At 73.0% G+C, this 14,455-nt stretch carries 11 protein-coding genes and 1 pseudogene; 5 read left to right on the forward strand and 7 right to left on the reverse strand.

The genetic code is table 11. The features are described 5' to 3' along the window. The first annotated feature begins 35 nt into the window (after window positions 1-35). Both ACWC91_RS01260 and ACWC91_RS01265 read left to right on the forward strand, forming a co-directional pair. Window positions 36-1,577 (forward strand): alpha/beta hydrolase, encoded by a 1,542-nt coding sequence (locus ACWC91_RS01260; protein ID WP_225075465.1) that lies wholly within the window; start codon window positions 36-38, stop codon window positions 1,575-1,577. A gap of 152 nt (window positions 1,578-1,729) precedes the next feature. Next, a pseudogene (locus tag ACWC91_RS01265) lies at window positions 1,730-3,277 on the forward strand (alpha/beta hydrolase). 71 nt (window positions 3,278-3,348) lie between these two features. Here ACWC91_RS01265 and moeZ read toward each other — a convergent pair. The 7 genes from moeZ to ACWC91_RS01300 all read right to left on the reverse strand — a co-directional run bounded on the left by moeZ (window position 3,349) and on the right by ACWC91_RS01300 (window position 12,568). Further along, window positions 3,349-4,527: an adenylyltransferase/sulfurtransferase MoeZ gene (gene moeZ / locus ACWC91_RS01270; protein ID WP_141358622.1), complete on the reverse strand. Its 1,179-nt coding sequence runs from the start codon at window positions 4,525-4,527 to the stop codon at window positions 3,349-3,351. A 63-nt stretch (window positions 4,528-4,590) separates the two neighbouring features. After that, window positions 4,591-5,349: a spherulation-specific family 4 protein gene (locus tag ACWC91_RS01275; protein ID WP_225075464.1), complete on the reverse strand. Its 759-nt coding sequence runs from the start codon at window positions 5,347-5,349 to the stop codon at window positions 4,591-4,593. Next, window positions 5,337-6,299 (reverse strand): NAD-dependent epimerase/dehydratase family protein, encoded by a 963-nt coding sequence (locus tag ACWC91_RS01280; protein WP_225075463.1) that lies wholly within the window; start codon window positions 6,297-6,299, stop codon window positions 5,337-5,339. The genes ACWC91_RS01275 and ACWC91_RS01280 overlap by 13 nt, the downstream gene beginning before the upstream one ends. 231 nt (window positions 6,300-6,530) lie before the next feature. Further along, complete coding sequence (locus tag ACWC91_RS01285; RefSeq protein WP_376503341.1) at window positions 6,531-7,739, reverse strand: hypothetical protein; 1,209 nt, start codon at window positions 7,737-7,739, stop codon at window positions 6,531-6,533. Next, window positions 7,736-9,475, reverse strand: coding sequence for a DUF3492 domain-containing protein (locus ACWC91_RS01290; RefSeq protein ID WP_376503338.1), 1,740 nt, complete (start codon window positions 9,473-9,475; stop codon window positions 7,736-7,738). The genes ACWC91_RS01285 and ACWC91_RS01290 overlap by 4 nt, the downstream gene beginning before the upstream one ends. 229 nt (window positions 9,476-9,704) lie before the next feature. Next, window positions 9,705-11,363, reverse strand: a complete 1,659-nt coding sequence (locus ACWC91_RS01295) for a DUF3152 domain-containing protein (protein ID WP_450725747.1) — start codon at window positions 11,361-11,363, stop codon at window positions 9,705-9,707. Window positions 11,364-11,371: 8 nt separating this feature from the next. Next, window positions 11,372-12,568 carry an alpha/beta fold hydrolase gene (locus tag ACWC91_RS01300; protein ID WP_450642976.1) on the reverse strand — a complete coding sequence of 399 codons (1,197 nt, stop codon included), beginning with the start codon at window positions 12,566-12,568 and terminating at the stop codon, window positions 11,372-11,374. A 212-nt stretch (window positions 12,569-12,780) separates the two neighbouring features. On the opposite strand from ACWC91_RS01300, the gene ACWC91_RS01305 reads away from it, so the two are divergent. The 3 genes from ACWC91_RS01305 (at window position 12,781) to ACWC91_RS01315 (ending at window position 14,265) form a co-directional block, all read left to right on the forward strand. Next, window positions 12,781-12,993, forward strand: coding sequence for a hypothetical protein (locus ACWC91_RS01305; protein WP_141358634.1), 213 nt, complete (start codon window positions 12,781-12,783; stop codon window positions 12,991-12,993). A gap of 224 nt (window positions 12,994-13,217) precedes the next feature. Further along, window positions 13,218-13,862, forward strand: a complete 645-nt coding sequence (locus ACWC91_RS01310) for a TetR/AcrR family transcriptional regulator (RefSeq protein ID WP_100568194.1) — start codon at window positions 13,218-13,220, stop codon at window positions 13,860-13,862. 175 nt (window positions 13,863-14,037) lie between these two features. After that, a complete protein-coding gene (locus tag ACWC91_RS01315) occupies window positions 14,038-14,265 on the forward strand; it encodes a DUF3107 domain-containing protein (RefSeq protein WP_141358638.1) in 228 nt (75 codons plus the stop codon). The last annotated feature ends 190 nt before the right edge of the window (window positions 14,266-14,455 follow it).

Consider the following 14,455-nt stretch of genomic DNA (forward strand, 5'->3'; position numbering starts at 1 on the left):
GCGCGGGAGGCCGCCGGCGGCGTGAGGATGGGGGCATGCACAAGCGCCACGGGCTGCGCGCCGCCGCCCTGACCACGACCACCGTCCTGCTGAGCGCCCTGACGGCGGGCTGCGGCGGACTCTCCGTCGGCGGGGGTCCGACGGACCCGGGGCTGGACTGGAAGGACTGCCCGGCGCCGTCCGCGTCGGAGGGCGGCGGGGCGGCACCCTCGCCGCCGCCCAACGGTGGCAAGTGGCAGTGCGCCACCATGAAGGCGCCGCTGGACTGGAGCAAGCCGCAGGGCAACACGATCGACATCGCGCTGATCCGGGCGAAGGCGACCGGGCCCGGCAAGCGCATCGGCTCGCTGCTCTTCAACTTCGGCGGCCCGGGCGGCTCCGGCGTCACCACGATGCCCGCGATCGCCCAGGACTACACCAAGCTGCGCACGCGCTACGACCTGGTGAGCTTCGACCCGCGCGGGGTGGGGCGCAGCGCCGGTGTGAAATGCAAGACCGACGCACAGCTCGACCAGTACTTCCAGCAGGACGCGGTACCGCAGACCGCCGCCGAACGCGCCACGTTCGTGAACAACACCAAGCAGTTCAACGCCGCCTGCGAGAAGAACTCCGGGAAGATCCTTCCGCATGTGCGCACCACCGACGCCGCCCGCGACATGGACCTGATCCGCCAGGCACTCGGCGACTCCAAGCTGCACTACTTCGGGATCTCCTACGGCACCGAACTCGGCGGCGTGTACGCACATCTGTTCCCCAAGCATGTGGGGCGCGCGGTCTTCGACGCGGTGGTCGACCCCACCAAGAGCCCCGAGCAGACCTCGCTCGGCCAGACCAGGGGCTTCCAGCTCGCCCTCGACAACTTCGCGAAGGACTGCGCCTCGAAGGGCGCCAAGTGCCCGATCGGCACCAGCGTCAGGAATGTCGAGGACCGCATCGCCGCTCTGCTCAAAAAGCTCGACACCAATCCGCTCCCCGGCATCTTCCCTCGCCGGCTGACCCGGACCGCCGCGACCAACGGCATCGCCCAGGCCCTGTACTCCAAGGAGCTCTGGGCCCCGCTCATCGAAGGGCTCCAGCGGGCCTACGCCGGCGACGGCCAGATCCTGATGCTGCTGTCCGACGCGATGAACGGCCGCAACACCAACGGCGAGTACAGCAACCTCGCCGCCGCGAACACCGCCATCAACTGCTCCGACCAGAAGCAGCGGTACACCCCCGCCTTCGTGGAGCAGAAGCTGCCCGAGTTCCGGGCCGCCTCGCCGGTGTTCGGGGACTTCCTGGCCTGGGGCATGCTCAGCTGCACCCAATGGGCAGTACCGGGTGCGGCCGCCCACGCCGACGTGAGCGCGCCGGGTTCGGCGCCGATCCTCGTGGTGGGCAACACCGGCGACCCGGCGACCCCGTACGGGGGCGCCAAGAGGATGGCGAGCGCGCTGGGCAAGGGGGTCGGCGTCGAACTCACCTGGCAGGGCCAGGGGCACGGCGCGTACAACAGCAAGAACCCGTGCGTGCAGAACGCGGTGAACAGCTATCTGCTCGACGGAAAGGTGCCACCGGCCGGGACGGTCTGCGCGTAGCCGGGCGAAGGGCCCGCGACCTCCCCACCTCACACGCAAAATAGCAGGTCAGAAGGCTATCCACAGGCTCCCACGGGGGTCACGGGATCCGCCTACCATGGCCTGAACGCTCCCCGCGGCCGATCCGCGGAGAGCCTGTGAGGGGGAAGCACATGGCGCGTCTGACGCAGTGGGCGGCCGCGGTCGCCGCCACGGTGCTGCTGGCCGGATGCGGCGGCGAACCGGCCGGCCGAAGCGCGGACGACGGAAAGGACCGGTCCGCTCCGACGCCGGCCGCACCGTCCGGCTCGCCGTCCGCGCGGCTGCCCTCCTCGCTCACCTCGCAGCAACTCGACTGGCACCGCTGCGAGGCCACTGCCGACTCGCCCGCTCCGGGCGACGAATGGCGGTGCGCGACGCTCAAGGCACCGCTGGACTGGTCCCGGCCGGACGGCGAGACCATCGGCCTCTCCCTCATCCGCGCCAGGGCCACCGCGGAGCGCACCGGTTCCCTGCTGTTCAACTTCGGCGGCCCCGGCGGCTCGGGCGTGGCCGCGCTGCCGTCGTACGCCTCCGAGGTCACCGCCCTGCGGCAGCGATACGACCTGGTGAGCTGGGATCCCCGCGGGGTCGGCGGCAGTTCGGGCGTGCGCTGCCGCAGCGACCGGCGGATCCAGGCCGCCGAGGCGATCGACGTGACACCGGACACCGCGGCCGAGGAGCGGGCCTACTTCCAGGACGCGGCCGACTTCGGCCAGGGCTGCCGGAAGGCGGCCGGGAAGCTGCTCGCGCACGTCTCGACGACCGACACCGCCCGGGACATGGACCTGATCCGCCACGTCCTCGGCGACGCCGGAATGCACTACTTCGGCATGTCCTACGGCACCGAACTCGGCGGTGTGTACGCCCACTTGTTCCCGCAGCGCGTCGAGCGGGTGGTGCTGGACGCGGTGGTGGACCCGACAGCGGACTCCGTGGGCCACGCGCTGAACCAGGCCAGGGGCTTCCAGCGGGCGCTGGACGCCTACCTGAGGTCCACCGGCCAGGATCCCGAGCAAGGTTCGCGGAAGATCGCGGACCTGCTGCGGCGCATCGATGCGGAGCCGCTGCCCACGACCTCCTCCGGGCGGAAGCTGACGGAGGCCTCGGCGCTCACCGGCATCGCGCTGCCGCTCTACAGCAAGAGCGGCTGGCCGGCCCTGACGAGCGCCCTCGCCGCGGCGGAACAGGGCGACGGCTCGGGGCTGCTGTCCCTCGCCGACGCCTACAACGACCGTGACGACTCGGGCCACTACGGCACGACGACGCACGCCCAACGGGTCATATCGTGCCTGGACGCCAAGCGGCGGCCGACGCCGGAGGAGGCGAGGAAGCTGCTGCCCGAGTTCGAGCGGACCTCGCCGGTGTTCGGCGCCTTCATGGCCTGGGACACGGCCGGCTGGTGCCACGACTGGCCGGTGCCCGGCCAGTACGACACCCCTCGGGTCAGCGCGCCGGGTGCGGCGCCGATCCTGCTGATCGGCAACACCGGGGACCCGGCGACGCCCTACGAGGGCGCCCGGAGAATGGCGGACGCGCTCGGCAAGGGCGTCGGTGTGGAACTCACCTAGAAGGGCGAGGGCCACGGGGCGTACGGCAGCGGAAGCGACTGCGTGGACTCGACGGTGAACGCGTATCTGCTGCACGGCACGGTGCCGAGGGACGGCAAGGTCTGTTCATGACGACGGCAGGGGCTCCCCACACCCGCGGTGCGCGAAGACCCCGCCGCCGAACAGACAGGACGAGCCGGAACTCAGTAGACCGGCTTGTCCGGCTCGATCTGGTTGACCCAGCCGATCACGCCGCCGCCGACGTGCACGGCGTCCGCGAAGCCCGCGGACTTCAGGACGGCGAGGACTTCCGCACTGCGGACACCCGTCTTGCAGTTCAGGACGATCTTCTTGTCCTGCGGGAGGCTCTCCAGGGCGGAGCCCATGAGGAACTCGTTCTTCGGGATCAGCCGGGCGCCCGGGATGGAGACGATCTCGAACTCGTTCGGCTCGCGGACGTCGATGATCTCGATGCTCTCACCGTCGTCGATCCACTCCTTGAGCTGCTTGGGAGTGATCGTCGAGTCCGCGGCCGCCGCCTGGGCCTCCTCGGAGACGACGCCGCAGAAGGCCTCGTAGTCGATGAGTTCGGTGACGGTCGGGTTCTCGCCGCAGACCGCGCAGTCGGGGTCCTTGCGGACCTTGACCTGGCGGTACTGCATCTCCAGGGCGTCGTAGATCATCAGGCGGCCGACCAGCGGCTCGCCGATGCCGGCCAGGAGCTTGATGGCCTCGTTGGCCTGGATGGAACCGATGGACGCGCACAGCACGCCCAGGACACCGCCCTCGGCGCAGGAGGGGACCATGCCCGGGGGCGGCGGCTCCGGGTAGAGGCAGCGGTAGCAGGGGCCGTGCTCGGACCAGAAGACGGAGGCCTGGCCGTCGAAGCGGTAGATCGAACCCCATACGTACGGCTTGTTCAGCAGCACGCAGGCGTCGTTGACCAGGTACCGGGTCGCGAAGTTGTCCGTGCCGTCGACGATCAGGTCGTACTGGCTGAAGATCTCCTTCACGTTGTCGGCCTCGAGCCGCTCCTGGTGAAGGACCACGTTCACGTACGGGTTGATGCCCTTGATGGTGTCGCGCGCGGACTCGGCCTTGGGGCGGCCGATGTCGGACTGGCTGTGGATGACCTGGCGCTGCAGGTTCGACTCGTCCACCTCGTCGAACTCCACGATGCCGAGCGTGCCGACGCCCGCCGCGGCCATGTACATCAGACCCGGCGAACCCAGCCCGCCGGCACCCACAAAGAGCACCTTGGCGTTCTTCAGCCGCTTCTGCCCGTCCATCCCCACGTCGGGGATGATCAGGTGGCGGGAGTACCTGCGGACCTCGTCTACGGTGAGCTCGGGAGCGGGCTCGACCAGGGGTGGCAGCGACACGGGGACTCCGTTGGTCGGTCAAACACTACGGTTGTTCTTCTCGTAACACTGCCACGGCCTTCTTCATTCCGAGACACCTCGTCCGATCCGCGAGACGATTTCGTCCCAGTAACCGGGCATGTCCTCCCAGGGGGCGGCCGTGCCGCCGCGGTCGGAGCGGTCGGAGCGGTCGGTGAACCAGATGGTCGCCGCCCCCTGCCAGCGGGCGATGCGCAGCGCCTCGTCGAGGTGGCCGCGCGGGACGCCGTGCACGAAGTGACAGAAGCGCTCCGGCGGATAGTCGGCGGTCCACTCCGCGGCCTGCGACCAGCGGTAGTCGCTCCACGGACCGCGGAAGGTCACCAGTTGGTCGGCGTTCTCGGCGTAGCCGGGGTGCGGGTGGGTGCCGTGGCCGAGGACGACATGGGCATCGTCACGCACGGCCCGCAGCGCGCCGATCGTACGGCGGACCTCGGACAGCCCGGCGCGGTCGGCGGGGCAGCGGTCCAGCAGGAAGCCGTCGGCCCGGTACCACTCGAGGTACCGCCGCGCCTCGGAGATCAGCTCGGTGAAGGACCGGGCGCCGTGCGCGGCGTCGAGGTGGCCGAGGACGCGGACGCCCGCGTTCCGCAGCCGTCCCGCGGCCTCCAGGCAGTGCGGGTCGGGCTGGACGCCGGGGCCGTCGGCGACGTTGAGGACGACCCAGTGCAGGGGCGTGCCGGGCCGGGTGAGTTCGTTCCACTCGGCCGGGGCGAGGAGGGGGTGGGCCCAGCCGGGGACACCGAGTCCGGTGCGCAGTCCGGTGCTCGAGATGCCCACGGGGGTGCTGGTCAGATACGGCATGCCGCCTCCATCCAGATGTCGGCCAGGGACTCTTCGAGGTTGATCCGGGGCCGCCAGCCGAGCCGGTCGCGGGCGGTACGCACATCGGCCTGCTGCCAGCTGCCGCAGCCGTCGGGATACGGGTACGCGACCGGAGCGGGATGGTCCGACTCGGCCCGGGGGTGCCCGATGGCGGCCCTGAGATGGCCGGCGGGCGGGCCGTCGAGCTCGTGCAGGGCGCCCCCGTATCCGGCGACGCGGGCGAGGATCGCCGCGGCGTCGCGCAGCCGTACGGCGCGGCCCGAGCCGATGTTGATGACGCCCTGGGCGGCCGAGAGGGAGGCGGCGTGGACGGCGCGGGCCACGTCGCGGACGTCGACGAAGTCGCGCTGGACGCCGAGACCGCCGAGTTTGAGGTCGCTGTCGCCGGACTGCATGGCGCGGCGCATGGCCTCGGCGAGCCGGCCGAGCGGCGAGCCGGCCGGGGTGCCGGGTCCGGCGGGCGAGAAGACACGGAGCACGACGGCGTCGAGACCGGAGCCGAGAACCAGTTCGGTGGCGGCGAGCTTGCTGACGCCGTACGGGCCGCCGGGGCGGGGCACGGCGTCCTCGGCCGTGGAGGAGCCGGGCTGGCTGGGGCCGTACTCGGAGCTGCAGCCGACCTGCACCAGGCGGGCGCCGCAGCCGCTGCGGCGCAGGGCCTCGCACACGGTGGCGACGGCGACGGTGTTGTGCCGGGTGAGGTCGCGGGCACCGCCGCGGGTGGCGCCCGCACAGTTGACGACGACGCCGGGGTGGACCGCGTCCAGGAACCGGGTGAGCGCTCCGGGGCTGCCGGCCGCGAGGTCGAAGCGGACGTCCGCGTCGTCGCCGCGGCCCAGCGCGGTGAGCTGGACGGCCGGGTCGGCGAGCAGACGGTCGGCGACGAAACGGCCGAGGTATCCGTTGGCTCCGATCAGCAGAACCCTCATCGGGCGGCTCCCGGGGTGTGCGCTCCGGTGGCTCCGGATGCTCCGGACGCTCCGGATCGGGCGGTGATCATTTGGTGTTCTCCTTCTGGGCGGTGGTGCGACGGGCTCCGGCGGTGGCTCGGGGGCCTGCGTCGGCTCAAGTGCCTGCGGTCGGCGGGGATACGCGGGCGGCACCCGTGGCTGCGGCCGTACGGGGGCACGCGGGGGTGATCGGGGCCGGCCCCGTGTCCCTCACGGCTGCGGCTCCGCTCGCGCATGGGCGGAGGCCCGGGTCAGCGTGCGGGTCGCGTGCAGGAGGAGGGCCAGGGCGGCGGCTCCGCAGACGAGTGCGGGTACGCCACCGGGGCCCCAGGCGGCCACGAGGGTGTCGACAGGGATGGCGAGGGCACCGCAGCCGGGGAGGCGGGCGGTGAAGACGGCGGCCTGGGCCGCCGCTTCGGCCGCGGCCGCGGCGCCGAGGGCGACGGCCGGGGCGTGTGTGAAGCCGTGCGTGGTGAGGAGGCGCGCAATCAGCAGCAGCGCGCCCAGCGTGAGCGCCGGGGCGTAGCCGGCGGGCTCGTCCAGGATCGCGCCGCACACCGCGAGCAGGGCGGCCAGGGCGCACAGGAACAGGCCGAACGAGCCGAGCAGCAGGGGCCGTACGGACGCGGCGAACTCCTCGAGGCCCCGGCTGGCGGTCACCTTGCGCCGGGCGCCCACGGCGAAGAGGTAAGCGGTCCAGGCCGCCGGTCCGCAGGCCAGGGCGAGGGCCAGCACGGGGGCGGTGGTCAGGGGCCAGGGCCCGGCCGCGGTGCCGTCGGGAAGCCCGTCGGGCCCGCCGCCGACGGCCGCGCCGAGCAGGCCGTCGCCGAGGAGGGCGTAGCCGAGGAGCCAGAACGTCCACATGCGCGTGCCGGGCGTGTGCGGGCCCGGAGGCGTGCGCTCCCCGGCGCTCAGCGGGCCACGGCGGAGTACGGCGCGCAGGCCCAGGCCCACGGCCACGACACCGAGCGCGGCGACGGCCAGCCGTGTCCGGCCCTCGGTCAGGCGCAGCCCGGCCACGGCGGCGGCGCACAGGGCGCCGGGCAGCAGGCCGAACGCGGCCCGGCCGAGACCCAGTCGGGGTACGGCGGCGGCCTCGTACCGCGGGGGTGTCTCGGCCTCTCGGCTGATCCGGGCGTACATCTCCTCGGCGAGGGAGAAGACGTCACGGTGGCGGAAGCGGGCGGCGGTGCGGTCGGTGACGCCGTGCGCCTCCAGGCCCGCGGCGATCTCCAACGGGTCGACGGCCCGTTCGCACAGCTCGCGGTGACGGTGCATCAGCACCTTGACCGGGTCGGCCGCACCGCGCCGGGAGGGCATGGAGGGGCTCTGGTCGAGGGCCGGCTCGCCGAAACCGCCGACCGGACCGCCCAGGCCGGTCGGGGTACCGAGGTCGTCCCCTGTTCTCGGGCCGCTCATCGGGAAGCCTCCGTGGTGGTCGTGGGGGCCGCGCACCCCGTCGGTGAGCCGGTGGCCCAGCTGGGGCGCGAGCGTGCCGCGACGTGGTCCACGGCCCGGGTCCAGCGGCCGGGCACGTGGGCCTCGGCGGGCGCGGCGAACGGAAGGGGCTCGCCGGTCTCGTCGAGGACGACGCGCTGGACCGGGCAGTGCGAGACGACCTCCAGGTAGATGCCGTGGAACGCCGCGATGTTCTGCTCGGTGGTGAACAGTTCGAGCGCGCGGGCACGGGCGGCGGCGCCCAGGCGCGCACGGCGCTCGGGGTCGCGCAGCAGGTTCACGCACACCTCGGCGAGCGCCCGCGGATTGCGCGGGGGCACGACCACTCCGGTGCCGCCGACGATCTCGACGACCGCGCCGACGTCCGTGGAGACCGTCGCTCGGCCGCAGAGCATGGCCTCGATCAGGCCGAGCGGGAAGCCCTCGACCACGCTCGACAGGACGACCACGGCGCCCGAGGCGTAGGCGTCGGCGAGGGTCGGCACCTCCGGGCCGCCGATCTCCTCGAAGGACACCGGGTTGTGCCCGACGGTGTGCGGGCCCTCGGCCTCGTCGGGGAAGAGCTGGGCGGCGAGCGCCCTGCAGTGGCCCAGGTAGGCGACGCCGTCGGAGCCGGTTCCCGCGCTGACGATCCGCAGCCGTGCCTTCGGTTCCCGCTTGCGCACCTCGGAGAAGGCGTGCAGCAGGGACACCAGGTCCTTGGCCGGCCCGACACGGCCGACCCACACGAGGGTGTCCGGGTCGGCGGCCTCCGGCGACTCCCCGGCCTCGGCGAACGGGGCGGCGTCCATGCCCGGGTGGATGGTGCGCAGCTTGGCGCGGTCGGCGCCGCAGCGCTCCTGCCAGCGGCGGGCGTGGGCGTTGCCGTGGGTGACGACGGCGGCCCGCAGGTAGACCTCGGCGGCAAGACTGCCGTGGAAGGCGGCGAGCAGGGCTCGCACGGCCGGGGCGGTCCCGTCGGCGCCGGCGGCGAGGTAGTGCGCGCGCAGTTGTACGCCGTACTCGGTGACCAGCAGGGGCACGCCGGTGAAATGGCGGGCGAGCAGTCCGGACAGGGCCGCCGTGCCGCCGGCCGCGGCGTGGCAGAGGTCGGTGGCACCGAGGCCGTCGTCCTCGTACCAGTCGAGCGACAGCGGGCTCAGCGCCTGTCGCAGGTGCGCGGCGACCGCGAGCAGATCCGGGACGCGGGCCTCGCGCGCCGCCCGCGGTGCGCTGGGCGCTCGGCAGGCGCGTTCCAGCGCGCGAACGGCGGCTTCCGAGCGCAGGGCGCGCGCCAGGCCGCCCTCGTCGCGGGCGAGTTCGGCGAGGCCGTACAGCCCGCTGCTGAAACGGTCCGCCTCGATCTCGGCACCGCCCGTGGCCGCCGCCCTGCCGGGCTCGCCGAACTCGCGCAGATCGCCGCCGCTCGCCGCGACCAGCGCCGACGCCAGTTCCCCGTAGCACTCGGCGAAGCGCCGGCGCGCACGCCGTCCGTACGCGGTCCCGTCGTCCTCGGCCGCCCACGGGGACGCGGTGCGGACCCGGCTGACCTGTGGCGGCAGAGGCACCCAGCCCTCGTCCTCCTGCTGCCGGCTGCGGCTGAGCGCGTAGAGGTCGAACTCGTGCCGCTCGAGCCCGCGCACGAGCCGTTCGCACCAGAGTCCGGCGTCACCGCTCACATACGGATAGCCACCCTCCGTCACCAGTCCGATGCGCACGCGTGCACCCCCGATCTCCCGTCTGTCCCGTGGGGAGCCGCCGTCGCACCGGCGGCTCGCAGCGGGACGAACGTATGCGGACATGACGGTGGCGCGATGGACGGTTGTCCATCACGCCACCAAAAGGGGTGAACAGTCGTAACTTTCCCGCGCGGACGGCGTTCCGTCGCGCTAGGAGATCAACCGGACACGAACCGTCACGCCGCGGTCCGGTCCGGCCGACCCCCGGTCACTTCCCCGGAAAGGGCCAGGCATTGGGCAGGCAGTGGATTCCGTCGTGGTCGAGGAACTTCGTCTGCTGCTGCATGACGGGCGCCGGCGCGCCGTCCTTGTCGCAGGTGACATGGCCGTAGCCGAGCCGGTGGCCGACCTCGTGGTTGATCAGCATCTGCCGGTAGGCGTACATCTCGTCGCCGTAGGTCCGGGAGCCCTGCGCCCACCGGTAGGCGTTGATCATCACGCGTTCGGTGGCGGCCGAGTCGCAGGAGACGTTGTCCACGGTGGTGTCCAGGCCGGACTTGGCGCACCAGGTGGCGGTGGTGCCCGGGCTGGCGAGCGTGATGACGAAGTCGGGGTGGCCGGAGGAGACGCGCTCGAAGGTGCGGGCACCGTTGTGGGCCCAGCTGCGGTGGTCGTTGAGCGTCTTCTGCACGGCCGCGGCGAAGAGCTCGCCGTCCAGGCCGAGGCCCTGCTCCACGTCGACGCGGTAGGTGTACTTGCGTCCCGTGCCGGGCGCCTTGGCGAAGCCCGGGACCGCGTCGAACCGGCCCGAGCCCTTCAGTGCGGGGCTGAGCGGGTACTTCGTGCTCATCTTCTGGTCGTACGTCAGTGCCGGCACGTTCGGCGGCGCGGACGGGGTCGCCTTGCCGTCCGCGCCCGCGATGTCGGCGGTGCCGGGCCCCGCCCGGTCGGTCGCGGACTGGGAAAGCACCCCGGCCCCGGACCGGTCCTCGGCGACCTGTCCGGCGACGACGACGGCGAGCACGGTGGTGACGGCGGCGGCCGCCATGCCGGTGAACGCCTTCCCCTTGGTCGCGGTCCCCCGTGCGGACTCGCCGGCCGGTTGTGCGGTGCCGTCCCCGCCGCCCACCGCGTCCTGCCCGGCCGGAGCGAAGGGCGGTGCCGCGGTCGGGTTCGCGGTGCTCACGTCACCGCGGGGCCGGGGGGCGAAGACGTCGTCGTCCTCGTCGAAGGCGTCGAGGTAGTCCTGTCGCGGCCCGGCGGGCGACGCCCGCCGCTGCCGGGGAATCGGAGCGCGGGTGCGCACGGAGGGGGCGGTGGGAGCGGTGGAGCCGCCGAGGTCCGTCGAGCTGCCGAGGCCGGCGGCCGTCGGCCCCTGCGCCCCGCTCCCGTTCATGGCCTGCGCTCCCAACTGCCCCCAGCCGCCACCGGTTTCCCGCTGCTCCGGGTGCCCACCTCGAACCGGCGGAATCCCGCCGACCGGGGTCCCGTCGGGCAACCGCGGAACCCCGCGAGCCGGTGTGCCGTCGGCAAGTCGGGGAACTCCCCGCGCCGGAGTGCCGGTGCCGTCGGCGAAACGCGGTGTCCCGTTCGGGAAACGGGGCCCGCCGCCGGCCGGGCCCGCGGAGGTGGTCCGATGTCCGAGCACCGGGCCGGGGTTCGGCCCCGGACCCGGCCCCGGCCGACCGCCCGGACCGTGCCAGGGCTCGGCGCCGTCCCGGTTCTCGCGGGCGTCCCAGCACTCCGGGCCACCGTGCGGCCCGTGGCCGTCCCGTGGCCCGTGGCCGTCCCGTGGCCCGTGGCCGTCCCGTGGCCCGTGGCCGTCCCGTGGCCCGTACCCCTCCTGGGGTGGGCGGTCGTCCCGGCCGGTGCTCGTGCTCTTGGTCCCGCCCTTGGGCGCGGGCCCGCGGCGGCTGTGGCGTCCCACGTCGGCTCTCAGCCCCCCGCACCCGCGCCGGAGGAGGCTCCACCGCCGGCCTCCGGGCCGGAAGCACCACCGACCGCCCCGGCGCCGGAAGCGCCACCGCCGGTCCGCGCGCCGGAAGTCCGGCCGGCCGTCCCGTCCCTGGAAGCCCCACGGCCGGCTTCGGCACCGGCGGACTCGACGCCGGTCCGTACGCCGCCGTCACCCCCGACCCCGGCGGCCGCTCCCGGTTCCGTCATCGATCCGGCCTCCAACTCTCCCGTGTCCAGCAGTAGTTCGCGGAACGCGGTAGCCACGGTCTCCGGGTACTCCATCATCGCCACATGGCCGGCGTCCGGCAGGGTGAGGAGGCGGGAGTCGCGGAAGGCACGGGCCGCCCGCTGCGCCATGCGGAAGCCGACGAGCTGGTCACGGCCGCCGTAGATCAGCAGTGTGGGCGCGAGGACCCGCGCGGCCTGCCGCCACAGGCCGTGCTGACCGCCCAGCGTGTACGCGTCCACGATCCCGCGCGCGGAGCGCGACATCGCGTCCCAGAAGTATGGCAGTTGAAGCCGCCGCTCCATCTCCCGCACCGCGTTGCGGAACCCCTCGGGCGTCACCCGCCCCGGGTCGCCGTAGCAGAGGGCCATGACCCCGCGGACCCGCTGCTCCGCCGTCCACTCCCGGGTGAGCCGGGTGAACAGGGCGGTCACGCCCGGCACCGCGAGCAGGCCGGTCGGCACGGCGGTGCGCTGCACCCGGAGTTCGGGCAGCGCGGGCGAGACGAGCGTGAGCGTCCGCACGAGATCGGGCCGCAGCGCCGCGACGCGCGTGGACACGGCGCCGCCCAGCGAGTTGCCCATCAGGTGCACCGGTCCGCGGTCCGAGGCGTCGAGGAAGCGGATCACCGCGCGCGCGTGCCCGGTGACGGAGTAGTCGCCGTCGTCCGGTGGCGGGGAGTCGCCGAAGCCCGGCAGGTCGACCGCCTCGCCGTCGACGACATCGTCGAGCAGCGGCATCAGGGCGGACCAGTTCCGGGAGGAGCCACCGAGGCCGTGCACGTACAGCGCGGGCGGCAGTCCCTCCCGCGCGGGCGGCCGCGTGCGTACCGACAGTGTGATCCCCGGCAGTTCGACCGAGCGCAGCCGCTCGCCCTCCTCGACCCCGACGGGCGTCACCCGTGGGAAGACGTTGGCGGGCGGCACGAAAGGCAGCTCGGTCGAAGACATGCGGGCAATGTTACGAGACGATCACGTAGCGACTCGTGTGTTCGCCTGTGTTCGCAGTCACAGATCGTGCACGGGCAGGACCGCCGATCGGGCCGCGGATCGCATAGCGTCGCCATCGGGTGTCTCCTAGGCTCATACACAGGGCACCCGCCCATGGCCCCTGCTTCTTCCAGGGACATCCGCAGGGACATTCCGCAGGAAGGGAGCCCAACATGGCATTCGACCCCACCGATCCCGAGACGTTCGAGGACGGCGACGCCACGGAGATCGCCGTCGAGGCCCCGGAGGGCGACGCCGCCGAGCAGCACGCGGACGTAGCGCCGGACCACGACGAACCCCTCACCGGGGACCCGGACAGCGCCAACGAGGCCGATCTCATCGAACAGGCGCGGGTCGTCTCGATCGACGAGGACGACTACCGGTGAGGGACGGGGCGGACGAGGCGACGCTCGGGACGCGCGGCGGGAGAGACCGCCGCTGAGCAGGAGCGGAGGGTTATGCCCACCTTGAGTCCATTTGAAACGCTCTATGCCGCTTTTGTCGCCGTCCGGTCCGTGAAATCCTGCGCTCGCACCGCGCACACCACGGTTACCGAAAAGTACGATGGCGGCGCGGCGCACACCGCATGTGGACGACTTTGGGAGGCGGCGTGACAGCCATCGAGCAGACAGAGGCGGCACGCCCGCGAGGCACGCGCCTGCCGCGCCGTGCCCGACGGAACCAGCTGCTGGGCGCCGCCCAGGAAGTCTTCGTGGCACAGGGCTACCACGCGGCCGCCATGGACGACATCGCCGAGCGCGCCGGCGTCAGCAAGCCGGTGCTCTACCAGCACTTCCCCGGCAAGCTCGACCTCTACCTCGCCCTGCTGGACCAGCACTGCGAGGCGCTCATCCAGTCGGTACGGGGCGCGCTCGCCTCGACCACCGACAACAAGCAGCGCGTGCGCGCCACGATGGACGCGTACTTCGCCTACGTCGAGGACGACGGCGGCGCCTTCCGGCTGGTCTTCGAATCGGACCTGACGAACGAGCCGGCGGTGCGCGAGCGCGTCGACAAGGTCACCAACGAGTGCGCCGAGGCGATCTGCGAAGTCATCGCGGAGGACACGGGCCTCTCGCGCGCGGAGTCGATGCTGCTGGCCTCGGGCCTCGGCGGACTCGCCCAGGTGGTGGCCCGCTCCTGGCTGCACAGCGACCGCAGCGTCCCCCGCGACCAGGCCGTCCAGTTGCTGGCGTCCCTGGCGTGGCGCGGCATCGCCGGCTTCCCGCTGCACGGCGCCGAGCAGCACCACTGAGCGCCGGCGGCACTCCCGCACCCCGCCGGGGCACCGCCGTACGGGGGTTCTGTTCCCGTGGGCTGTTCGCTCCTGGCGTTCCCGGGCGGAGCGTGCTCGTCCCCTCACCGGGCTAATGTGTGCTGGTACGGCGCGGAAGGTCGCGCACTTCACTGACCGTCGGAGGGACATAGCCGTGGAGGTCAAGATCGGCGTGCAGCACGCGCCCCGCGAGATCGTTCTGGAGAGCGGTCAGACCGCCGAGGAGGTCGAGCGGGCGGTGTCCGAGGCGCTGGCCGGGAAGTCGCAGCTGCTGACCCTCGTCGACGAGCACGGCCGCAAGGTGCTGGTACCGGCCGACCGCCTCGCGTACGTCGAGCTCGGCGAGCCGGCCCCGCGCAAGGTGGGCTTCGGCGCGCTGTAGTCGCTGCGTCACGGACAACGGGAGGGGCCCGGCGGTTCAGAACCGCCGGGCCCCTCCCGCGTCTCCCTTCCCCCGGGTGGCGCTTTCACGGGTGGCGCACAATCCGCTCACAGAGAGGGTTGCATTCCGCAGGTCAGGGGTAAGACCGGCTACGACCGCCAGCACCGGCCGATCGTGTGGGAGGGAACCG

The sequence above is a fragment of the Streptomyces sp. NPDC001204 genome, from assembly GCF_053598035.1.

Excerpts from the sequence above, each read along its gene's own strand:
- ACWC91_RS01300 (WP_450642976.1), bottom strand. The coding sequence starts at position 12,568 with ATGTCTTCGACCGAGCTGCCTTTCGTGCCGCCCGCCAACGTCTTCCCA.
- ACWC91_RS01305 (WP_141358634.1), top strand. The coding sequence starts at position 12,781 with ATGGCATTCGACCCCACCGATCCCGAGACGTTCGAGGACGGCGACGCC.
- ACWC91_RS01260 (WP_225075465.1), top strand. The coding sequence starts at position 36 with ATGCACAAGCGCCACGGGCTGCGCGCCGCCGCCCTGACCACGACCACC.
- ACWC91_RS01280 (WP_225075463.1), bottom strand. The coding sequence starts at position 6,299 with ATGAGGGTTCTGCTGATCGGAGCCAACGGATACCTCGGCCGTTTCGTC.
- ACWC91_RS01275 (WP_225075464.1), bottom strand. The coding sequence starts at position 5,349 with ATGCCGTATCTGACCAGCACCCCCGTGGGCATCTCGAGCACCGGACTG.
- ACWC91_RS01285 (WP_376503341.1), bottom strand. The coding sequence starts at position 7,739 with ATGAGCGGCCCGAGAACAGGGGACGACCTCGGTACCCCGACCGGCCTG.